The sequence below is a fragment of the Rhodococcus sp. GB-02 genome, from assembly GCF_053470465.1.
On the sequence record NZ_JBPUKE010000001.1, the window covers coordinates 2,679,712 to 2,701,087 of the forward strand.

General features: G+C 64.1%; 18 protein-coding genes and 1 pseudogene. 12 read left to right on the forward strand and 7 right to left on the reverse strand.

Annotation, left to right across the window (positions count from 1 at the left end):
* The first annotated feature begins 71 nt into the window (after window positions 1-71).
* Window positions 72-1,037, forward strand: coding sequence for a class 1b ribonucleoside-diphosphate reductase subunit beta (nrdF, locus tag ACSW29_RS12715; RefSeq protein ID WP_230812777.1), 966 nt, complete (start codon window positions 72-74; stop codon window positions 1,035-1,037).
* 141 nt (window positions 1,038-1,178) lie between these two features.
* Here nrdF and ACSW29_RS12720 read toward each other — a convergent pair whose 3' ends face one another.
* The 3 genes from ACSW29_RS12720 to ACSW29_RS12730 all read right to left on the reverse strand — a co-directional run bounded on the left by ACSW29_RS12720 (window position 1,179) and on the right by ACSW29_RS12730 (window position 3,840).
* A complete protein-coding gene (locus ACSW29_RS12720) occupies window positions 1,179-1,652 on the reverse strand; it encodes an NUDIX hydrolase (RefSeq protein ID WP_448277367.1) in 474 nt (157 codons plus the stop codon).
* A gap of 66 nt (window positions 1,653-1,718) precedes the next feature.
* On the reverse strand, window positions 1,719-2,795 hold the full coding sequence (locus tag ACSW29_RS12725; RefSeq protein WP_448277368.1) for an iron-siderophore ABC transporter substrate-binding protein: 1,077 nt from the start codon (window positions 2,793-2,795) through the stop codon (window positions 1,719-1,721).
* 49 nt (window positions 2,796-2,844) lie between these two features.
* Window positions 2,845-3,840, reverse strand: coding sequence for an ABC transporter substrate-binding protein (locus tag ACSW29_RS12730; RefSeq protein WP_448277369.1), 996 nt, complete (start codon window positions 3,838-3,840; stop codon window positions 2,845-2,847).
* A gap of 350 nt (window positions 3,841-4,190) precedes the next feature.
* Between ACSW29_RS12730 and ctaD the strand changes: the two genes are divergently transcribed.
* The 4 genes from ctaD to yczE all read left to right on the forward strand — a co-directional run bounded on the left by ctaD (window position 4,191) and on the right by yczE (window position 8,934).
* On the forward strand, window positions 4,191-5,981 hold the full coding sequence (ctaD, locus tag ACSW29_RS12735) for an aa3-type cytochrome oxidase subunit I (protein ID WP_448277370.1): 1,791 nt from the start codon (window positions 4,191-4,193) through the stop codon (window positions 5,979-5,981).
* A 117-nt stretch (window positions 5,982-6,098) separates the two neighbouring features.
* Window positions 6,099-7,319, forward strand: a complete 1,221-nt coding sequence (gene serB, locus ACSW29_RS12740) for a phosphoserine phosphatase SerB (RefSeq protein WP_020969288.1) — start codon at window positions 6,099-6,101, stop codon at window positions 7,317-7,319.
* Window positions 7,316-8,101, forward strand: coding sequence for a peptidyl-tRNA hydrolase (locus tag ACSW29_RS12745; RefSeq protein WP_448277371.1), 786 nt, complete (start codon window positions 7,316-7,318; stop codon window positions 8,099-8,101). The genes serB and ACSW29_RS12745 overlap by 4 nt, the downstream gene beginning before the upstream one ends.
* Window positions 8,102-8,139: 38 nt before the next feature.
* Window positions 8,140-8,934 carry a membrane protein YczE gene (gene yczE, locus ACSW29_RS12750; RefSeq protein ID WP_448277439.1) on the forward strand — a complete coding sequence of 265 codons (795 nt, stop codon included), beginning with the start codon at window positions 8,140-8,142 and terminating at the stop codon, window positions 8,932-8,934.
* Here yczE and glgX read toward each other — a convergent pair.
* Window positions 8,847-10,889: pseudogene (gene glgX / locus ACSW29_RS12755) on the reverse strand (glycogen debranching protein GlgX); the annotation flags it as partial. The gene yczE and the pseudogene glgX overlap by 88 nt on opposite strands.
* A gap of 51 nt (window positions 10,890-10,940) precedes the next feature.
* Here glgX and ACSW29_RS12760 point away from each other — a divergent pair.
* From ACSW29_RS12760 to ACSW29_RS12780, 5 genes are read left to right on the forward strand one after another with little or no spacing between them, the layout of a single operon-like run.
* Window positions 10,941-11,762: an ABC transporter ATP-binding protein gene (locus ACSW29_RS12760; RefSeq protein ID WP_003944728.1), complete on the forward strand. Its 822-nt coding sequence runs from the start codon at window positions 10,941-10,943 to the stop codon at window positions 11,760-11,762.
* Between the two features lie 56 nt (window positions 11,763-11,818).
* On the forward strand, window positions 11,819-12,637 hold the full coding sequence (locus tag ACSW29_RS12765) for an NUDIX hydrolase (protein ID WP_230812783.1): 819 nt from the start codon (window positions 11,819-11,821) through the stop codon (window positions 12,635-12,637).
* A 10-nt stretch (window positions 12,638-12,647) separates the two neighbouring features.
* Window positions 12,648-13,427 carry an enoyl-CoA hydratase/isomerase family protein gene (locus ACSW29_RS12770; RefSeq protein WP_230812784.1) on the forward strand — a complete coding sequence of 260 codons (780 nt, stop codon included), beginning with the start codon at window positions 12,648-12,650 and terminating at the stop codon, window positions 13,425-13,427.
* 53 nt (window positions 13,428-13,480) lie between these two features.
* Entirely contained in the window at window positions 13,481-14,497 is a 1,017-nt protein-coding gene (locus ACSW29_RS12775; protein WP_003944733.1) for a class I SAM-dependent methyltransferase, read from the forward strand.
* Window position 14,498: 1 nt separating this feature from the next.
* Complete coding sequence (locus ACSW29_RS12780; protein WP_448277372.1) at window positions 14,499-15,656, forward strand: THUMP-like domain-containing protein; 1,158 nt, start codon at window positions 14,499-14,501, stop codon at window positions 15,654-15,656.
* Window position 15,657: 1 nt separating this feature from the next.
* On the opposite strand, the gene ACSW29_RS12785 is transcribed toward ACSW29_RS12780, so the two are convergent.
* On the reverse strand, window positions 15,658-16,965 hold the full coding sequence (locus tag ACSW29_RS12785; protein ID WP_448277373.1) for an outer membrane protein assembly factor BamB family protein: 1,308 nt from the start codon (window positions 16,963-16,965) through the stop codon (window positions 15,658-15,660).
* Between the two features lie 137 nt (window positions 16,966-17,102).
* Between ACSW29_RS12785 and ACSW29_RS12790 the strand changes: the two genes are divergently transcribed.
* Both ACSW29_RS12790 and ACSW29_RS12795 read left to right on the forward strand, forming a co-directional pair.
* Window positions 17,103-17,858 carry an acyltransferase gene (locus tag ACSW29_RS12790; protein ID WP_230812790.1) on the forward strand — a complete coding sequence of 252 codons (756 nt, stop codon included), beginning with the start codon at window positions 17,103-17,105 and terminating at the stop codon, window positions 17,856-17,858.
* A 97-nt stretch (window positions 17,859-17,955) separates the two neighbouring features.
* The gene (locus ACSW29_RS12795; protein WP_230812791.1) at window positions 17,956-18,591 is read left to right on the forward strand and encodes a maleylpyruvate isomerase family mycothiol-dependent enzyme; all 636 of its coding nucleotides are present in this window, start codon (window positions 17,956-17,958) and stop codon (window positions 18,589-18,591) included.
* An 8-nt stretch (window positions 18,592-18,599) separates the two neighbouring features.
* Here the strand turns inward: ACSW29_RS12795 and ACSW29_RS12800 are convergent, their stop codons facing one another.
* Window positions 18,600-19,844 carry a glycosyltransferase family 4 protein gene (locus tag ACSW29_RS12800; RefSeq protein WP_317827910.1) on the reverse strand — a complete coding sequence of 415 codons (1,245 nt, stop codon included), beginning with the start codon at window positions 19,842-19,844 and terminating at the stop codon, window positions 18,600-18,602.
* Complete coding sequence (locus ACSW29_RS12805) at window positions 19,841-21,367, reverse strand: 1,4-alpha-glucan branching protein domain-containing protein (protein ID WP_448277440.1); 1,527 nt, start codon at window positions 21,365-21,367, stop codon at window positions 19,841-19,843. Before ACSW29_RS12805 ends, ACSW29_RS12800 begins: the two co-directional genes overlap by 4 nt.
* Window positions 21,368-21,376: the final 9 nt, after the last annotated feature.

Here is a 21,376-nt window from a genome sequence, read left to right on the forward strand (position 1 = left end):
TGGACCCGACACAACGGGTAGTGTTCAGGCAAGCCAACATTCGGCAGTATCTCTCTCGCTAGGTAGGAATTATGGTCAAGCTGGTCAGTCGCGTTTCCGCCATCAACTGGAACCGCGTCCAGGACGAGAAGGACGCCGAGGTGTGGGATCGCCTCGTCAGCAATTTCTGGCTGCCCGAAAAGGTGCCGGTCTCCAACGACATCCCGTCCTGGGGAACGCTGACCGCTCAGGAGAAGCAGCTCACGATGCGTGTCTTCACGGGTCTGACGTTGCTCGACACCATTCAGGGCACCGTCGGCGCAGTCAGCCTCATCCCGGACGCGATTACCCCCCACGAAGAAGCGGTCTACACCAACATTGCCTTCATGGAATCGGTGCACGCCAAGAGCTACAGCTCGATCTTCTCGACGCTGTGCTCCACCCCGGACATCGACGACGCGTTCCGCTGGTCGGAGGAGAACCCCAACTTGCAGCGCAAGGCGCAGATCGTTCTCGACTACTACAACGGCGAGTCCCCGCTCAAGCGCAAGGTCGCCTCGACGCTCCTCGAAAGCTTCCTCTTCTACTCCGGCTTCTACCTGCCGATGTACTGGTCCTCGCGAGCCAAGCTCACCAACACCGCAGACCTCATCCGCCTCATCATCCGCGACGAGGCCGTGCACGGGTACTACATCGGCTACAAGTACCAGAAGGGCCTCGAACAGCTCACCGAGGCCGAGCGTGAAGAGCTCAAGAACTACACGTTCGAGTTGCTCTTCGAGCTCTACGAGAACGAGGTCGACTACACCCAGGACCTTTACGACGGTGTCGGCCTGACCGAGGATGTCAAGAAGTTCCTGCGCTACAACGCCAACAAGGCGCTCAACAACCTTGGCTACGAAGGCCTCTTCCCGAAGGACGAGACGGACGTCAATCCGGCTATCCTGTCGGCACTTTCACCGAATGCGGACGAGAATCACGACTTCTTTTCCGGCTCGGGAAGCTCCTACGTCATCGGCAAGGCCGTCAACACCGAAGACGACGACTGGGACTTCTAGAGCGACCCGCTCGGGACTTCTAGAGCGACCCGCTCGGGACTTCTAGAGCGACCCGCTCGGGACTTCTAGAGCGCCCTACACACCGAAGCCCGACTCCTGCACACGCGGGAATCGGGCTTCGGTCATGTATGGGGGAGTGGACTAGCGCTGAAACCACGCTTCCGGCTTGTCCAGCAACGCTTTTGCGAGGCGCAGACGCGAGGTTTCCGTCATGTCCGACGGCAATTCGCTCGGCGCGAACCACGCGACCTCGAGGTTTTCGTCGTCCGCCACGTGTGCATCTCCGCCGGTCCACCTGGCCAGGAAACACACGTCGAGGTACTGAGTCACGTCACCATTGGGGTACGTAATGGGCTCTGTGACATCGACACTCGTGATCCGAACCAATTCGGCGTCGACGCCGGTTTCTTCCTTCGCCTCGCGCACCGCCGCCGCCGACGGTTCCTCCCCAGGCTCGAGAACGCCGGACACGACGGCCCACTGACCGTTGTCGGCGCGGCGGGTGAGCAGGACCCGACCGTCGTCGTCGCGGATCACGACGCTCACTCCGGACAGCCAGAGCGGCGCATGACCGACCTTCTCGCGCAGTGCAACAATGAATTCGGGGATCGGCATGATCAGAACCCGAACTTCACAGCTGGGGCGAACCGCTTCGAATGTCGGAGTTGTGGTTCGTTCCAGTCAGCTCGCATATCCGTTCAAGGTTCCCTTCAAGTCCGCCAATACGGCACGGGCAGCAGTCATCCCGTTTCCGTTCCAGATGTCGTCTTCCGCTACGAACACGCGCCGGTCGGTGGCAGCGGCGAGGTCCTGCCACTGGTCGCTCTTCATGACCTCGGTGCCGTAGCTACGACCGTTCGGCCCGTCGAAGAGGACGTAGATCAAGTCCCCTTCGGCGGCGCTGAGATCGTCGGCCGGAATCGGTGCCGTGGTCGCATCGGTCAATCGCTGCGCCGGTGGGCGCCGGACGCCGACGTCGCTGAGGATCTGTCCGGCGAAGGATGCAGGGCCCTCGATCTGCAGGTCCTTCGAACCGAACCGAACCACTGATGCCTGCGTCTGCGATGCATTCAATGCGTCGCCGAGCTGCACGACGTCCTGCTGGTAGCGGTCGAGCTCCGTCGCAGCCGCGGACGAACGGCCCAGTGCCTGGCCGGCGAGGGCGAACTGCGCTTTCCAGTACACGGGATCCGAGCCCGCGAACACCGTGGGGGCGATGGCGTCGAGTTGCCCGTACAAGCCGTCGGACGCCGGACTGGACCCGAGGATCAAGTCCGGCGCGGCGGCCTTCACGGCGTTGACGTCAGGTGCGCTCACGGGGCCGACACTCGGAATCTCCGAGATTCCGAAACCCAGGTACGACGGTTGAGGTGAGTCGACACCGGTCGCGGCGCCCACTACCCGCTCCCACAGGCCGAGGGCGCACACGGCGTCCATCGAGACGCTGTCGAGGACCACGATCCGTTGGGGATCGGAAGGAACCTCGGTTTCACCCGCAGTGTGTACGACTCGACGCTTCACCTCGGGGCCCGCTCCCGAGTCGGCTTGCGTCGGCGTCGGGCACGCGGTGGCGGTGTCGCGTTCGATGCCCATCACGCCGGCACCGGCGATCGACGTAGTGGTCCGGACGATGGTGCTCGCGGGATCGTCCGACGAGTCGGACGAGCAACCACCGAGGACGAGCATCGTGGCGGCGATCCCCAGGATCGAGACACGACGAATGGACGTGCGGGCGGTCGTGCGTGAGAGAACAGACAAGTCGACGGCTTCCTGTGTGAGCGGGCGCCGTTCAGGTTAGCTGCTCGACTCAGCTGTTCTGCTTGTCCACCTCGAACGTGTCCGAGAGGTCGTCGAGGATCATGTGCGCGCCCTGGATACTGACCGGCGACATCCAACGTGAATCGTCCACGTCGACCTTGCGTCCTCGAAGGGTCTGCCACAGCGGGCTCTGGAGGAACGGCTTCGCAGCTTCGGCGCTCTTGCCTTCGGCGTCCTGCCAGGTGCTGATGAAGATGACGTCCGCGTCGGCTTCGTTGATCAGCTCGGGGCTGATCTTCATCATGATGTTGCCGGCGTCGGCGGGGTCGGGTCCCTGATTGTCCGGGCGCTTCAGTCCCGCGTCCTGAAGAACGATGCCGCTGAACGAGGTGGTGCGGTAGAGGCGTGCGGTCGGTTCACCGGCGAATCGGACCACCGAGACGACCGGGTTGTCGGCCTTCTCGTTGATTTCCTTGCCGACGGTGGCCGCTCGGGTTTCGTACTCGGTGATCTTTGACTCGGCCAAAGACTCCTTGCCGAGGGCTTCACCGACCAGGCGAATGTTGTCCTTCCACGTCGGGCCTGTCGTCTGGGTGAAGACGGTGGGCGCGATTGCGGAGAGTTGGTCGTAGTTCTTCCCGTCGCGGACCTCGGCGGAGATGATGAGGTCGGGCTGCAGTGCGGCGATCTTCTCGAGGCTTGCGCTGCTGACCGTGCCAACCGAGACGGCGTCCGCGGCGAATTCCTCCCGGGAGGATCCGAGGTAGTCGGGTAGACCGGGCTCGCGGTAGTCGACATAGCCGACGAGCGGGGATTCGAGGAGCAGGACGGAGTCGGTGAAGCTGTTGTCGAGCGCGACGATCCGCTGGGGTGCAGCCGGGATTTCGGTGCTTCCACGGAAGTGCTCGACGGTGCGGGGGAATGCGCCCGACTCGGTCGAGGTGGTGGCTGCAGCGGGCTCGTCGTTACTCGAGCAGGCCGGAACGACCAAGGCGATCGAGGCTGCGACCGCTACCAGCGCGGCCCGGCGGGGAAAGAATTTCACTTATTGACTCCTGAGATGAGTTAGGCGAGGGTGACCTTATCAGTGGAGGAGTTGGCCGAAAACGGACACCGGCCGAATTCTTCGACGGGTACGACACGCCGATTGGGAAGTGGGTTCGGACTCCCGAGGGAACATAAACCGCAGGTCGTTCGTTCGGTGCCGTGAAAAACGGATGCTCGAGTACGACGCAGAGTAGGACCGGGTCGCGGTGCCTCGGAGTCACGGTCTACGATTCGATGAGCGCAAGCCAGAAGCCGTTGTCCGCAGCCCGGGCGACGGACCCTGCGGGCGCAACCAAGGGCTCTTTGACGGAGTCTGCGGAGCGACCAAAGGCACATTCAGGAGGATCAGTGACTGCCGTAGCGCCCCAGCCAGTCCCCACGATAGCGCCGGCCAGGCCTTACCCGCCGCGGCAGGGACCCAAGGGCTCATTCATTTTCAAGATGATCACGACCACCGATCCCAAGGTGCTCGGAATCATGTACTTGGCGACTTCCATCGCCTTCTTCCTCATCGGTGGCCTCATGGCACTGATGATGCGTGCCGAACTTGCTGTACCCGGCATGCAATTCCTTTCCAATGAACAGTTCAACCAGCTGTTCACCATGCACGGCACGATCATGCTGCTGCTGTACGCGACCCCGATCGTCTTCGGCTTCGCGAACTACATTCTTCCGCTCCAGATCGGTGCACCCGACGTTGCGTTCCCGCGTCTGAACGCGTTCAGCTACTGGCTGTACCTGTTCGGCGCGATCATCACGACGGCCGGATTCGTCACGCCCGGTGGCGCAGCAGACTTCGGTTGGACGGCATACACGCCGCTGACCAGCGCGCTGCACAGCCCCGGCGTCGGCGCCGACCTGTGGGTCTTGGGTCTGGCTGTCGCCGGCCTCGGCACCATCCTCGGTGGCGTCAACATGGTCACCACCGTGATCTGCCTGCGCGCACCCGGTATGACCATGTTCCGCATGCCGATCTTCACCTGGAACATCTTCATCACCAGCATCCTGATCCTGCTGGCGTTCCCGCTGCTGACCGCTGCATTCATGGGCCTGTTCGTCGACCGCCATCTCGGTGGCCACATCTTCGACCCGGCAACCGGCGGTGTGCTCCTGTGGCAGCACCTGTTCTGGTTCTTCGGTCACCCCGAGGTGTACATCATCGCGCTGCCGTTCTTCGGCATCGTCTCCGAGATCTTCCCGGTCTTCAGCCGTAAGCCGATCTTCGGCTACAGCGGCCTGGTGTACGCAACGCTGGCCATCGCCGCTCTGTCGATCGCGGTGTGGGCTCACCACATGTACGCAACCGGCGCTGTTCTCCTGCCGTACTTCTCGTTCATGACGTTCCTGATCGCCGTGCCGACAGGTGTGAAGATCTTCAACTGGATCGGAACGATGTGGAAGGGGCAGTTGACCTTCGAATCGCCGATGCTGTTCTCGATCGGCTTCCTGATCACCTTCCTCTTCGGCGGTCTGTCTGGCGTCATCCTCGCGAGCCCGCCGCTCGACTTCCACGTCACGGACAGCTACTTCGTCGTCGCCCACTTCCACTACGTGGTCTTCGGTACGGTCGTGTTCGCCACGTACGCCGGTATCTACTTCTGGTTCCCGAAGATGACCGGCCGCATGATGGACGAGCGCCTCGGCAAGTGGCACTTCTGGACCACGTTCGTCGGTTTCCACGGCACGTTCCTCGTCCAGCACTGGCTCGGTGCCGAAGGCATGCCGCGCCGTTACGCCGACTACCTGCCCACGGACGGATTCACGGTTCTGAACTCGGTGTCCACGATCTTCGCTTTCGTACTCGGTGCCTCGACGCTTCCGTTCATCTGGAACGTCTTCAAGAGTTACCGCTACGGCGAAGTGGTCACCGTCGACGATCCGTGGGGCTACGGAAACTCACTGGAGTGGGCGACCACCTGCCCGCCGCCGCGTCACAACTTCACCGAGTTGCCGCGCATCCGTAGCGAGCGTCCGGCGTTCGAGCTGCACTACCCGCACATGGTCGAGCGGATGCGCGCGGAAGCGCACGTCGGCCCGGGCCACGGTGGGAAGAACGCCAGCACCGTGCTCGAAGATGCTCGTCACGAGCCGCTGACAGTCGGGGACGAAGGCGACCCCGGCACCGACAGCCGCTCCTGAGCGAAGTAACACACTGAAGTAACCAGCAAAAGGCCCCGCCCGAGTAACGGGTGGGGCCTTTCGCTTGGCACAATAGTGACGATCAAGACGCGAACAAAGAAACGATCGGAGTTTTCGGTGGGTGCCTCTGACACCACTGTTCTGGTGACTGTGACCGGGCCGGACCGCCCTGGCGTCACCTCGGTACTGTTCGCGGCACTGTCGCGGCACGATGTGCGTCTACTCGACGTGGAGCAGGTGGTGATTCGAGGTCGACTGACACTCGGCGTCATGGTGGCCTGCCCGAACGATCCCGAAGCCCTTCAGGAAGAACTCGAACAGGCGATGGCGACGGTCGGAATGAACGTCGACATCGAAATCGGTGCCGATCCCGGACGGCCCGCGGTGTCCACCCACGCGGTAGTCGTTCTCGGCAGCCCGGTCAATGCTCGCGCTATGCGATCGGTTGCACGCGAACTCGCGAAGCAGGGCGCCAACATCGATTCCATCCGTGGTGTCGCCGATTATCCCGTCACCGGTCTGGAACTCAGCGTCAGTGCGGCGGATACCGTCGACGGCGACGCGAAGCTGCGCACCGGACTCGCCGAGGTTGCCGCACTCGAAAACGTCGACATCGCGGTCGAGCGCGCAGGTCTCGCTCGCCGGGCAAAGCGTCTGATCGTGTTCGACGTGGACTCGACGCTCGTTCAGGGCGAGGTCATCGAGATGCTCGCCGCGAAGGCCGGAGTCGAGGACGAGGTCCGCGCCGTCACCGAAGCTGCAATGCGCGGCGAGATCGACTTCACCGAATCACTGCACCAGCGTGTGGCGACACTCGCCGGTCTCGACGCCTCCGTCATCGACGAGGTGGCAGAGAGCATCGAACTGACGCCGGGTGCGCGCACCACGATTCGCACCCTGCGCCGCCTCGGATTCCACTGCGGCGTGGTGTCCGGCGGTTTCCGCCAGGTCATCGAAGGCCTCGCACACGAACTCGAACTGGACTTCGTGCACGCCAACACCCTCGAGATCGTCGACGGCAAGCTGACCGGACGTGTGATCGGTGAAATCGTCGACCGCGCGGCGAAGGCCGTCGCGCTGCGCAAGTTCGCCGATCAGGTCGGTGTGCCGATGGAACAGACCGTCGCCGTCGGTGACGGCGCCAACGACATCGACATGCTCAACGCTGCAGGTCTGGGTGTGGCGTTCAACGCCAAGCCTGCGTTGCGGGAGGTCGCGGACGCGGCTTTGTCGCATCCCTTCCTCGATGCCGTGCTGTTCATTCTCGGTGTGACCCGCGACGAGGTCGAGGCTGCGGACGCCGTCGACGGTGGCGTACGACGCGTACCGATTCCATGAGTTCCGATCCAGCAGTCAGTTCCGATCCAGCTGTGAAGTCCGGCCCCGATTCTCGCTGGCGCGAGCGCCACGCGGTGTTGGCCGCTGGGTACGGTGGGCGAAACGATCCCGCGGATCCGGCGCTGGTGTTGGCGATGCCGATCATTCTCCACATCCCGAAGGCAGACCCGCCGAAGCGCACTGCACTGCTCGAGGCTGCCGCAACGGCGGCAGTGGCGCTGTGCCTGGACGAACGCGTCGGGTTCACCGAAGACGGGGAGCCCGGCCCGTGGCACGAGGACTATTCGGCGTGGGTGGGTGCCCGGATCCGGAAAGTGTCTCGCCGAGCGCGTGGAGCCCAGTGGCTCGCCGCGCAAGAGGTACCGGGAATCACCGTCGACGTGGATGGTGCCCAGGCGCGGGCTCTGGTTCCCGGGCCGGTCGGAGAACTGGACCCGCGAATCAAGAAGTTGCAGATCGGTGGCACCGACCTCGAGCACGACGAGCCTGGCGAGCCCGAGCCTGGCCTTCCGGTGCTGTGGATCGACTCGGCGCTCGAGATGACGGTAGGCAAGGCGTCGGCACAGGTCGGGCATGCCTCGATGTTGTTGGCAGCGGCCATGTCCGAGAAACAGTGCTGGGCGTGGGCGCAGAACGACTTCCGTTGCTCGGTACGCGACGCAAGTCCGAAACAGTGGGCCGAGGCAGTAGGTCGATTGAAGAGGTCGGAGGCCGTCGCGGTTCGTGATGCAGGGTTCACAGAGGTGGCACCAGGCTCCGTGACAGTCATCGCGGTTCCGTAGAGACCTCACCCGACCAGTCCAGTGTCGGCAACTTGGCTATGGATGAACAGTCCAGTGGCCTTCAAGATGGTCGAGTGTTGATACGGAGATTCGCCTCGCTGTTCGTCGGTCTGTGGTTGTACGGCTTCTCGATGGCCATGATGATCACTGCCGGCCTCGGACTGGACCCATGGGATGTGTTTCATCAGGGTGTGGCCGAGCATGTTTCGCTCAGTTTCGGCGTGATCACTGCGATTACCGGTGCGGTGGTACTGCTGCTCTGGATTCCGATCCGTCAGCGGCCAGGGTTCGGCACGGTCGCCAATGTCGTTGTCATTGCAATCTCGGTGGATACTTCACTGGCCTTCTTGCCGGTCTTTGATTCCATGCCAGTTCGCGCCGCGATCATGGTCGCGGGAATCCTCCTCAACGGACTGGCCAGCGTTCTCTACATCGGGGCAGGCATGGGGCCGGGTCCCCGCGACGGATTGATGACAGGACTGGTCGCTCGCACCGGCCTGTCGGTCAGGCTTGTGCGTACCAGCATCGAAATCGCGGTCCTCGCTACCGGATGGCTTCTCGGTGGAACCGTTGGCGTCGGAACCGTGTTGTACGCCTTCGGAATCGGACCGACCATTCAATTCCTGATCAAGGTGCTGCCGGATTCCATGACAGCAGCGGTGACCGGCGGACGTGACACCGAACGTAAGGCCAAGACCGTGGGGCCGGTCAACGAGATCTCGGTGCCGACGGGAACTTCCGCCGTGGAGGTAGGTTCGCCGGTCGGTGACGCCGAATCGAACGATGCAGTCAAGGTGCCGTCGAACCATTCCGGAGTGCCGACGGTGACCTGAACCGGTCCGCCGGAATGCAGGATCAGGAGCCAACTGTCGTCACCGAGCGGGCGCCCGGTCCGAGTGTGAGACCGAACGTCGGCTCCGTCGATCCAGGCCTGCAGCGTTCGGTGACTCTCGTCGTACCATGCGGTGTCGTCGAACTCGACGCCGGCAGAGTCGAACCAGACGAGGTCCGGGTGCTCCAGTCTCCTTCTGCCCTCGAAGAATTCGGGCTGACGCAACGCCGGTGCCGCTCGGCGTAATCCGAACGCTCGGGAGACGAACTGCACCAACGACTGATCGGCGCTCGTCCAGTCCAGTGCCCACGAATCGGCTGGGGAGGCAAGTGTGGGAACACAATACGCGTTGTTGTTCCCGCCCAGGCTGTGGCCGAACTCGTCTCCGGCGGTGAGCATCGGTGTACCTGTCGACAGCACGAGAGTGGCCAGCAGCGCCCGTACGTGACGTGCCCTGGCGTCCTGAATCTCGGGATCGGTGCTCGGGCCTTCGATTCCGTGGTTGAACGAATCGTTGTGATCGGCGCCGTCACGATTGTCTTCGCCATTGGCCTCGTTGTGCTTGTGGTTGTATGCCACGAGATCGGCAGCGGTGAACCCGTCGTGCGCCGTGACGAAGTTGATCGACGCCCAGGGGCGGCGGCCGCTGCCGGCAAAGATGTCCTCGGAACCGGCGAGGCGCGACGCGACCTTCCGGACGCTGGAGCCGCCGTTCCAGAACTGGCGAATGGTGCTGCGGTACTTGTCGTTCCATTCGGACCACTGGAGTCCGAAGTTTCCGACCTGGTAGCCGTCGGCGGTCGCATCCCACGGTTCGGCGATGAGCTTGCACCGTGTCAGTACCGGATCGGAGGAGATAGCCGACAGGATTGAAGCGCGCTGGTCGAAGCCGCCGCCGCGCGGTCGACCCAACGCGCTCGCGAGATCGAATCGGAAGCCGTCGACACCCATTTCGGTGGCCCAGTAACGGAGGCTGTCGGTGATCATGCGGACGGCGATGGGGGAGCAGGCGTCGACCGTGTTGCCGCACCCGGTGAGATCGATGTCGCGGCCGTCGCCGTCGAGGAGGTAGTAGCCGGGACCATCCAAACCTCGCCAGCTGACACTGATTCCGTCGACGCTCTGCTCGCAGGTGTGGTTGTAGACGACGTCGAGGATGACCTCGATACCTGCCGCGTGAAGTGCGTCGACCATGATCCGGAACTCGGTGACTTCGCTGCCCGGCGTTGCCGCGTATCCGGGATGCGGGGCGAAGTACGACGCCGTCGAGTAACCCCAGTGGTTGCGCATCCCTCGCTCGCGGACGCTGTGTTCGGTCAGAAACGCCTGTACGGGAAGCAGTTCCACGGCGGTGACGCCGAGTGCGACGAGGTGATCGATCACAGCCGGCGCGGTCAGACCGAGGTACGTTCCGCGGTGGGCTGCGGGAACTCCTGGATGCGTGGCGGTGTACGAGCCCACATGCAGCTCGTAGATCACGCTTTCCTCCCACGGCGTCTCGAGGCGGGCGGCGGCGGGCACGAGGCCTGGAGTCACCACGGACAGTGGCACGTGGCCGAGCGAGTCGAGCGTCGACGGGTCGCCGAAGGGATCGTCGGCGTACGACAGGAGGGCACGGTGATCACCGAGATCCCCCTCGATGCGGCGCGCCCACGGATCGACGAGCAGCTTGTGTGGATTCAGTCTCAGCCCGGCGCGAGGATTCCACGGGCCGCTCGCCCGGATTCCGTATCGCTGCCCCGCACCGATCCCGGCGATGATTCCGTGCCAGATTCCGTACGTGTGTTGCCGAAGTTCTACGCGATCTTCGTTCCCGTCCTCGTCGATCAGGCAGACGTGGACGCTCGACGCGGCCGGTGCGTGGACCGCGAACTGGGTTCCGGAGTCCACGATGTGGGCGCCGAGGGGGAACGGAGACCCGGGCGTCGGGGTGTGAGTTTCGATGAGAGGCGACACGCAAGATGATCCTGCCGTGAACGGCCGGAGAATGTGCGGGAAGATGTTCGGGTGCCGCTACCTGATCCAGATCTGCTCATCGATTTCGACAACGTACTCATCCGCCGGGGAGGGTCCACTCTCGTGGGCCCCGTCACCTGGAAAGTGGAGCTCGACGAGCGATGGGTGGTGCTCGGACCCAACGGCGCGGGCAAGACGTCGCTGCTGCGAATAGCTGCCGGTGAAACTTTCCCGACCAGTGGTTCTGCCCACCTCCTTGGTGAAGTTCTCGGCAAGGTCGACGTCAACGAGTTGCGCCCGCGAATCGGACTGTCCTCGTCGTCGTTGGCGAACCGCGTTCCCGGCGACGAGAAGGTCAGCGACCTCGTCGTGTCGGCGGGCTACGCCGTCCTCGGTCGGTGGCGTGAGGAGTACGAATCCATGGACACCTCGCGTGCTGTCGAGATGCTCGAAAGCCTCGGCGCCGAGCATCTGGCGGATCGGACGTACGGGACGCTTTCCGAAGGTGAGCGCAAGCGCGTCCTCATCGCGCGAGCCTTGATGACCGATCCCGAACTTCTTCTCCTGGACGAGCCCGCCGCCGGGCTCGACCTCGGTGGCCGTGAGGAACTTGTGGCCAGACTCGCAGAACTGGCTGCCGATCCGGACGCCCCGGCAACCGTTCTGATCACCCATCACGTCGAGGAAATCCCGCCGGGATTCACTCACGCACTCCTTCTCAAGGAAGGTGAGGTCGTCTCCCAGGGGCTTCTGGACGACGTCATCACCGCCGAAAATCTGAGCGCGGCATTCAGCCAGTCCATCAGTCTCGACAAGGCGGACGGCCGGTACTTCGCCCGCCGCGCGAGGCCGTCCGGAGCTCATCGCGCGTGAGCTTCAGTGGGACCTGAAATGCGGCCCAGATCACAGATCGCGTAGGTTCGCGAAGCATGGCTAACGAGAATGCACGTGCTGTCCCCGAGCCCAAGGATGCGTCGACCGTCATCCTGGTGCGCGATGCCGAATCCGGTATCGAAATCTTCCTGCTTCAACGAGTACAGGGGATGGCGTTTGCCGGGGGCATGACAGTCTTCCCCGGCGGCGGGGTCGACAAGTCCGACGCGACTGCCGAGGTCGAGTGGGCCGGCCCGTCGGTCGAGTGGTGGGCCGAGCGGTTCAGCACTGATGTGGCTCGGGCGAAGGCCCTCGTCTTGGCTGCGGTTCGGGAAACATTCGAGGAGTGCGGCGTCCTGCTTGCCGGCCCCACGGCCGACACGGTCGTCGCGGACACGGCCGGCTACGCGCAGGACAGGGTTGCCCTCGAAAAGCACGAGCTGTCGTTCAGTGATTTCCTGAAAAAGGAGAACCTGGTCCTGCGAACGGATCTGCTGCGGCCGTGGGCGAACTGGATCACGCCGGTGGGCGAGACCCGCCGCTACGACACCCGCTTCTTCGTCGCAGCGTCACCGACCGGACAGATTGCGGACGGAGTCACCTCCGAGGCCGCCGAGGTCCGTTGGCAGAGCCCGCAGGATGCTCTTGCGCATTGGCGTGAGGGCGGCAGCATCTTGTTGCCGCCGACGTGGAGTCAGCTGACCGAATTGGCCAAGTTCAGCTCGGTGGCGGAGATACTCGCAGCCGAGCCGGAGATCCCCGTCATCCTGCCCACGTTGATCACCGACGAGGAAACGCTGCGCGTCGAATTCCCGAACCAGGACGGGTACTACACCGCCGGACCGCATCCGTGGTCGATCAAGGCGGCAAAGTAGATTCTCGATCATGGCTGAATTTGTGACTCTCGAAGTTTCCGAAGGCATCGGCACCATCCGTCTGGCGCGCCCGCCCATGAACGCACTGAACCGTCAGGTTCAGGACGAGTTGGCCGCTGCCGCACACGCTGCGACCGTCGACAAGGCGGTCAAGGCCGTCATCGTCTACGGCGGGGAGAAGGTTTTTGCTGCCGGCGCCGACGTCAAGGAAATGGCCGAGATGGATTACGGCCAGATCCGTGACGCGATCGGCGGCATGCAGGCAGGACTCGGCGCCGTGGCGTCCATCCCGAAGCCGACCGTTGCCGCGATCACCGGATACGCACTCGGTGGCGGACTCGAAGTTGCATTGTCGGCCGATCGCCGGATCGTCGGAGACAACGCCAAGCTCGGAGTTCCGGAAATTCTGCTCGGAATCATTCCCGGTGGCGGCGGAACGCAGCGCCTGGCTCGCCTGATCGGGCCGGCCAAGGCCAAGGATCTGGTTTTCACCGGCCGTTTCGTGGGGGCTGACGAGGCGTTGGCCATCGGGTTGGTCGACGAGGTCGTCGCTCCCGACGACGTCTACACCGCAGCCCGCACGTGGGCCTCGCAGTTCGTCGGAGGTGCATCGCGTGCGTTGGCTGCTGCCAAGGCGGCCATCGACGAGGGTCTGAACACCGATCTGGAATCCGGCCTCAAGATCGAGCAGCATCTGTTTGCCGGATTGTTCGCGACCAAGGATCAGACGATCGGCATGGAGTCGTTCATCGCCAACGGTCCGGGCAAGGCCGAGTTCACGGGCGAGTAGGCTCCCCTAAACTAGAACTTGTTCATCTCTTACCAGCGAGTAGGATAGCCGCCATGACAGCCAGCCCGAATGACGACGCAACCGTCACGCCGCCCGCCGCTACCGACACCTCGGTAGTCGACCCCGCGCCGCGGCCGCACGCCACGGCCGAAGAGGTCGAGGCCGCTCGTAAGGACACCAAGCTCGCCCAGGTGCTCTACCACGACTGGGAAGCCGAAACCTACGACGACAAGTGGTCCATCTCGTACGACGAGCGCTGCATCGACTACGCACGTGGTCGTTTCGACGCTGTAGCAGGCGACCAGCCGCTGCCGTACGAGCGCGCGCTCGAACTGGGTTGCGGCACCGGATTCTTCCTCCTGAACCTGATGCAGGGTGGAGTCGCCAAGACCGGTTCGGTCACCGACCTCTCGCCCGGCATGGTCAAGGTCGCACTGCGCAATGCCGAAAGCCTCGGCCTTCCGGTCGACGGCCGTGTTGCCGACGCCGAGACCATTCCGTACGAGGACAACACCTTCGACCTGGTGGTCGGCCACGCCGTGCTGCACCACATTCCGGACGTCGAGAAGTCGCTCCGTGAGGTCCTTCGTGTCCTCAAGCCCGGCGGACGTTTCGTCTTCGCCGGTGAGCCCACCACTGTCGGCAACTTCTACGCTCGCTGGCTCGGCCGCGCGACGTGGGAAGCAACCACACGCGTGACGAAGCTGCCGTTCCTGGCAGATTGGCGTCGCCCGCAGGAAGAGCTCGACGAGTCCTCCCGCGCAGCAGCGCTCGAAGCTGTCGTCGACATCCACACGTTCGACCCCACCGACCTCGAGAACATGGCGAAGTCTGCGGGCGCCGATCAGGTCCACGCTGCCACCGAGGAATTCGCCGCGGCGCTTCTCGGCTGGCCTGTCCGTACTTTCGAAGCGGCTGTTCCACCGGAGAAGCTCGGTTGGGGCTGGGGGCGATTCGCTTTCGGTGGTTGGAAGACGCTCAGCTGGGTCGACGAGAAGGTGCTTCGCCATGTCGTTCCTCGCGGATTCTTCTACAACGTCATGATCACCGGCGTGAAGCCCGGCAACTGAATTGGGTTATGACTTCAACCTCGGCGACGTCGACTATCTCGGAAGTGATTCCGGCGTAGCTGCCTTGGCCGAGGTGGATCAGCTCGAACTGTCCACGCGTACGCGTCTGGCCGACATCGGCCGGGCGCGTACGCGTTTCGGTGATCACATGCCTGCGCTCGTGGACACCGTCCTGCTTCGACGCAAGGCCACTACGAAACTGCCGGGCAGTGATCAGTGGTTGTTCACGGACGACGCGATGCAGCAGGCCACTCCCGGCGTCGTGGCGGCGCACCGCGCGCAGCGTCTGATCGGGCGCGACGTCCACGACGTGACGTGTTCGATCGGCGCCGAACTGCATGCGTTGACCGGAGTTGCGCATCGCGTGATCGGCAGCGACATCGATTCCGTTCGGCTGGCGATGGCACAGCGCAATGTGCCGAGCGCAGCGTTGTTGCGGGCCGACGCACTCCGCCCCACGACACGCGGGACCGTCGTACTGGCAGATCCCGCGCGGCGATCGGGCGGTCGCCGCACTCACGATCCGGCAGCGCTGATGCCGCCGCTACCGGACCTCATCGAGGCGTACTCCGGCCGTCATCTCGCCGTGAAGTGCGCTCCCGGACTCGATTTCGACAACCTCGGCTGGGCCGGCGAAGTCGAGGTCGTCTCGCTCGATGGCGGTGTCAAGGAAGCCTGCCTGTGGTCGACGGGATTGGCCGAGTCCGGTGTCACGCGTCGAGCTTCGGTCCTTCGCTCCGACGGGAGCGGGTGGGCGGTCACCGACGCGGAGGACGACGTGATTCCGGAGCAATCGCCGGGGGAGTGGATCATCGACCCGGACGGAGCGGTAGTACGCGCGGGCCTCGTGCGCCACTACGCGGCCAGACACGGACTGTGGCAACTGGATCCGCGGATCGCTTATCTGACCGGTGACAGTGTCCCTGAGGGCGTTCGCGGATTCCGGATCCTCGAGCAGATCAAGTACTCGGAGAAACTGCTCAAGCAGACGCTGGCCAAGCGGGACTGCGGTGTCGTCGAAATTCTGGTTCGGGGCGTCGACGTCGACCCGGCAGCGCTGCGTCCGCGACTCAAGCTCAAGGGCTCGCTTGCGCTGAGCGTCGTGATCGTGCGGATCGGGCGATCGGCGTCGGCCTTCATCTGTGAGGCATCTCGCTAGATCACTTGAAGACGAACAGCTCACCGATTGCGCTGGGCGTCAACACTTCGCCCTTGGGGCCGATGGAGGTGCCGACGGTGAAGCCGACCGCGCCCGGCAACGTGTCCTGATCCACCGTCTCGCCGGTTTGGGTGTCGAAGGTGATCAGGCTCAGTCCGTTCTCGCCCTCGCGTACGACGGTGTATCCGGTGTTTCCGGCGGTCTGTGCCGGAACACCTAGCTGCAGAAGGTCCTTACGCTCCCAGACCAGTTCGGCATGATCTCCCTCGTCGCGCACGGCAAGGAGATGCCCCTTGTCGCCGCCGGCGGGGATGATCAGGCCGTCGTCGGACGTCGAGGCGCTGCCGGCCGAGTTGAAGCCGATGTCGTGACTCCACCTGGTGTCGCCGGTTTCGGCGTCCACTGCCCACAGCGACCCGTTGTTGTCGGTGGCGTACACGGTCTTGCCGTCCTTCGACAGGTCCGGGCTCGACGCAGTCCCCCCGGGAAGCGCATCGGTGGACCACTCGCGGGTGATGGACGGATTGTCGCCGCCCGTGTACTTCATGGCGACCAGATCGGCTGCCTGAGAACTGGGTCCGTAGAAGGTGAAGTAGAACTTGCCGGTGCCCAGGTCGACTGCCGGAGTATTGGCCACCGGGCAGCCGGACGTGCCGAGGAAGCACTCGTTCAAACCCTTGTTGTCGGGAATGAGTTCTGCATTCGCGCCCTGGTCGATCGACGGCGGTGGGATCAGGTCGAACGACGGAACCACTTTGGCGCCGGTCTGCGGATCGAGCACGTTGATCTGGCCCAGCTGCGTGATGAACAGCAGGTTACCGTCGCCGGTGAACTGCGACGAGAGCGGCGTGCCGACAACAAGCGTGCGCCAACGTAATTGGCCTGTCTCGGTGAACGACATCATCGCGCCGCTCTCGCCGACGTAGACATTGGTGGCCGTGTCGACGATGGGCGTCGAGGCGACTACGCCGTCGTTGAGTCGAGCGCACCACTTCTTGCGACCCGAATCCATCTGGAACGAAAAGAGATTGCAGCCGTTCTCGGTGCGGGCGGTGACGAAGCTCTGGCCGTTCGCGGCCACCGAGGCGTACGCGGCAACCGGACCGCCGAGGGGCCGTGACCACGCGAACTCGATATCGCGTGACCCGGTGACCGGACTCGTGTCGCTGTTGCGTGCGTCGGCATGCATGGCCGGCCAACCCGCCGACGCGTACCGGTCCACCCGGCCGTCGTCGCTGCCGCAACCGGCGATCAGGACCGCAGCGATCGCCGTCGACACCATCACGGACGACCGTAGGACCCGCCGCATCACAATCTCCCTGCCTTCACTTCGTCAAGAGCCTTCGACAACTGCACAAGCCCGGACCAGAGACTATCCCGACCGGGGCAACGTGACGGGGCACACCCCGAGGGTCGGTGAGTCGGCCCCACGTAGGCTGAACACTCATGACGAGCATGTGGGGCGCACCGTTGCGCACTCGATGGCGGGGATCACGCCGAGGCGACAGCGATCAGGCCAAGTTCTTGACGGTCGATTCCCTCAAATGGGTTCTGGCGAACAAGGCGTACACACCCTGGTACCTGGTGCGGTACTACCGTCTCGCCAAGTTCAAGATGGCCAACCCGCACGTGATCCTGCGTGGCATGGTGTTCCTCGGTAAGAACGTCGAAATCCATTCCACCCCCGACCTGTCCCGCCTCGAGATCGGGCGCTGGGTGCACATCGGTGACGGCAATGCGATCCGGTGCCACGAAGGCTCGCTGCGCATCGGTGACAAGGTCGTCTTCGGCAAGGACAACGTCGTCAACACCTACCTCGACATCGAAATCGGTGCTTCGACGCTCGTAGCCGACTGGTGCTACATCTGCGACTTCGACCACCGCATGGACGACATCAACACACCGATCAAGGACCAGGGCATCGTCAAAGGCCCTGTCCGTATCGGCCCGGACACCTGGGTTGCCGCCAAGGTCACGGTGCTGCGGAACACTCGCGTCGGACGTGGGTGTGTCCTCGGGGCGCACGCCGTCGTCAAGGGAGACATCCCGGACTACAGCATCGCCGTCGGCTCGCCCGCGAAGGCGGTCAAGAACCGCAAGTCCGATTGGGAAGCCGGCGCTGCCGATCGCGCGAAGTACGTCGCGGCGCTAGAGGACATCGCACGCAAGAAGGCTGCTGCCGACGCATCGTCGACCTCGTAGCTCACTTTTCGGCAGAACCAGCGATTACTTTCGGCGCCGCCACCGGTCTGTATCGGTATCGGCGCCGAAAGTCTGCGCCGGTGAAAGGAGTGCCGACATGAGCGAACAGACACCCGAATGGGTCGTGGCGCAGCGCCGCGAACTGGTGGGATTTCTCGAAGGCCTGAGTGCAGAGCAGTGGAATGCGCCGACCCTCTGCGACGGGTGGCGCGTCCGCGAAGTGATCGCGCACATCACCATGCCGTACCGATACTCGGCGCCGCGATTCGTCCTGGAAATGGTCAAGTCACGCGGAAATTTCAACAAGATGTCGAATCGGCGAGCGCTCGCCGACGCGTCGGAAGTTGGTGAACAACAACTGCTTGCCTCACTTCGTGACAATGTTGCACACCCGTGGAAGCCGCCGGGCGGCGGCTTCGAGGGTGCGCTCTCGCACGACGTGATCCACGGTCAGGACATTCGCGTGGCACTCGGCGACGATTACGTGGTGCCGGAAGATCGGCTCAGCCGCGTCCTCGGCGGCCTCTCGCCCAAAACAGTGAAGTATTTCGGGACGGATCTCGATGGCGCGCGGTTGCACGCCGACGACCGAGACTGGGAATACGGTGCAGGCGCCGAGGTCCACGGAGCGGCGCAGGATCTGCTGCTGGTGCTGTGCGGCCGGATGTTGCCGCCAGGCCATCTGCTCGGGGATGCGGGTTCTCGCTTCACCGCGCCACTCCCGACCTCCTGAGACTGAGGTCAGCGCCCAGGTAGCGGACGCTCGGGTATCTGCGGACGTGCCAGCGGCTGCCGCACCCGACGCTTTGCGCCCGCGTAGACGTGCGCAGTCTCCTCGGCGACCTGATGCCAGTCGAAGTCCGACGTCAGGCGTGCCCGGGCCGCCACAGCCCGCTCCTGTGCCCCGGTGGGATCGTCGAGAACCTCGCGAACTGCCGAGGTGAGTCCGGCGATGTCGCCTGGTTGGAAAGACATGCCTGTCACCCCGTCGACGACGGCCTCGCCCAGTCCGCCTGCGGTGGACGTGATCAGCGGAGTGCCGGCTGCCGCCGCTTCGAGGGCGATGATCCCGAACGGCTCGTAGCGTGACGGCAGGACGATGGCATCCGCGCCGTGCAGCCAGCTGAGCAGTTCGGTGTGATCGAGGTTGCCGAGAAAGTCGACGGCCCGCGCGACGCGATGCGTGCGTGCCTGCTGGTAGAGCCAGGTGAACTGAGTACCTTCGCCCGCGATCGCGAGGGTCGTGCCGGGGTGGCTACGACGGATTCGGGGGAGTGCCGCGATAGCGTCCTGCACACCCTTCTCGTATTCCAGTCGCCCGACGAAGAGTAGTTTCGGCGGTCCGGATCGCGGTCCGCGTTCGCGAAAGTTCCACGTGGTCACGTCGATTCCGTTGCGGATGACGGTGATCGGTGGAAGCGTCGGGCCGTAGAGCTCGGTCACTTCTTCCTGCATGGACGCCGAACAGGTTATGAGAGAGTCGGATTCGTTTGCCAGCCACCACTCGACGGAGTGGACCTGACGGTTGATTCGGCCGGAGATCCAACCGCTGTGCCGACCGGCTTCGGTGGCATGAAGCGTGGAAACCAGTGGTACGTCGTAGAATTCGGCCAGGGCGATTGCCGGATGTGCAACCAACCAGTCGTGCGCGTGCACCACATCCGGTTGCCAACCTTCGCCGACGCCCGGCTTGTGCAGCGCCATCCCGGCACGGACCATCGCATGGCCCATGGCCAGGGTCCACGCGAGCATGTCCTCACCGAAGACGAAGTGCGCCGGGTCCTCGGCCACTGCGACGACGAGAACGCCCTCGGAAATGTGCGTGACTGTCGGGTGGGTCGATGAATCGGTGCCGGACGGGCGGCGTGAGAGCACCACGACCTCGTGGCCAGCGGCTGCCAATTCGGTGGCGAGATGGTGGACGTGTCGACCGAGCCCGCCGACGACGACCGGTGGGTACTCCCACGAGACGATGAGAATTTTCACGACGGACTCAGTTCTGTGTCAGGCAGACGGCGAGCATCCAGTCCCGGAAACAATCCGTCGGCGCGATTCCAGCCTTCGGCGAGTCTCACGGCGACGGCATCGCGGCCGGATACCAGCGCTTCGGAGATTTCCCTGGTCGCATGGGCGTGCTTGTGCGCGCGTTCGCGGGCGTACCCCGCGGCCGAATCCTTGCTCACCATGAATGCCCAATCGCTCGAAACTGTCATCAGTGTCTCGCGAAGTACCTGATCGTTGACGCGGTTTCGCAGTTCCGGTCGTCCGGGTGCGTTGTCGCGTCCGCGAGACTTGTCCACGGTGCTGAGCGCGGTCTCTACTACCTCGGAGTTCAGTTGCACCAGGTCGGATACCTGATCGCCGGCCCACACGCGCCAGTCCTTACCCGATCCCCAGGACGAGTCCTCGAGCTGAACGGGTTCGCCGACGTATCCCGATGCCTTCGCGTCGGCGAGGGTGCCGACGCGGATTCCGGCTTCGGGGAGCGCGCGCAGGAGCTTCTCGACCCACTGCGGACCTTCGTGCCACCAGTGCCCGAACAGTTCGGTGTCGAAAGCGGCGACCACGAGGGCGTCGCGGCCGATGCGGGCGGATTCACTGCGCAGACGCACCCGAACGGTTTCGACGAAGTCGGCGACATGCTTGTCGACCGCGGCCGCGGCGAGATCGGGGTCGTACGGCAACTTGTCGGCGGAATCGACGGTCCGTCCGGTGACCCGCGACGGCTTGAGGCCCGTCTCGTGGTCGTAGGTGTGGAAGTCGCGGTAGGCAGCGTGACCCGGGTATCCGGACTTGGGGGACCAGACACGGTAGCTGACCTGCAGATCGCGGCCGAAAGCGACGACGTCGGATTCTCGAACCGGTCGGCCGAGGGACGTGTCGCCGCGCAATGCGGGGCCGTCGACCATGAAGTGGGTGACGCCCGCTTCGGCGTAGCCGCGCTCCATGCCCGGGGTGTACCCGCACTCGGGTCCCCAGATCCCGGTAGGGGTGTGGTTCCACCGGGCGTGCGCGTCGGCGAGACCTTCGCGGAGGGAGAAGGCCCGCAAGCGGGGATCGAGCAGTGGTTGGAACGGATGGGCCAGCGGCCCGCCGAGAAGCTCGAATGCCTCACGATCGATGAGGTCGCGAAATACCGGTGAGGCACCGTGCTGCCAGTGAGTCTCGAAATCCTCGAGAGCAGCTGCTGACGCCCGGTGTTCGCGCGCTCCGAGTTCGCGGTGTGCTGCGTCCGGCATGCCTGCGGCCTCGTGGGCACGGATCTGCCAGTTGCCGAGCCAGTGATGCATTCCGGCGAGGCAGTGGGGATCGTCCAACTGGGCTGCGAGTACCGGCGTGATTCCCAGCGTCAGCAAGTGCGATCGGCCCTCGTCGGCCAAGCGTCGCAGCGCGGCGGCGAGCGGAATGTATGACGCAGCCCAGGACTGGTAGATCCACTCCTCGCCGACGGGCCATCTGCCGTGGTTGGCGAGCCACGGCAGATGGGAGTGCAGAACCAGGGCGAACATCCCCGGTTC

Excerpts from the sequence above, each read along its gene's own strand:
- nrdF (WP_230812777.1), top strand. The coding sequence starts at position 72 with ATGGTCAAGCTGGTCAGTCGCGTTTCCGCCATCAACTGGAACCGCGTC.
- ACSW29_RS12720 (WP_448277367.1), bottom strand. The coding sequence starts at position 1,652 with ATGCCGATCCCCGAATTCATTGTTGCACTGCGCGAGAAGGTCGGTCAT.
- ACSW29_RS12745 (WP_448277371.1), top strand. The coding sequence starts at position 7,316 with ATGAGTTCCGATCCAGCAGTCAGTTCCGATCCAGCTGTGAAGTCCGGC.
- yczE (WP_448277439.1), top strand. The coding sequence starts at position 8,140 with ATGGATGAACAGTCCAGTGGCCTTCAAGATGGTCGAGTGTTGATACGG.
- ACSW29_RS12765 (WP_230812783.1), top strand. The coding sequence starts at position 11,819 with ATGGCTAACGAGAATGCACGTGCTGTCCCCGAGCCCAAGGATGCGTCG.
- ACSW29_RS12770 (WP_230812784.1), top strand. The coding sequence starts at position 12,648 with ATGGCTGAATTTGTGACTCTCGAAGTTTCCGAAGGCATCGGCACCATC.
- ACSW29_RS12775 (WP_003944733.1), top strand. The coding sequence starts at position 13,481 with ATGACAGCCAGCCCGAATGACGACGCAACCGTCACGCCGCCCGCCGCT.
- ACSW29_RS12785 (WP_448277373.1), bottom strand. The coding sequence starts at position 16,965 with ATGCGGCGGGTCCTACGGTCGTCCGTGATGGTGTCGACGGCGATCGCT.
- ACSW29_RS12790 (WP_230812790.1), top strand. The coding sequence starts at position 17,103 with ATGACGAGCATGTGGGGCGCACCGTTGCGCACTCGATGGCGGGGATCA.
- ACSW29_RS12795 (WP_230812791.1), top strand. The coding sequence starts at position 17,956 with ATGAGCGAACAGACACCCGAATGGGTCGTGGCGCAGCGCCGCGAACTG.
- ACSW29_RS12805 (WP_448277440.1), bottom strand. The coding sequence starts at position 21,367 with ATGTTCGCCCTGGTTCTGCACTCCCATCTGCCGTGGCTCGCCAACCAC.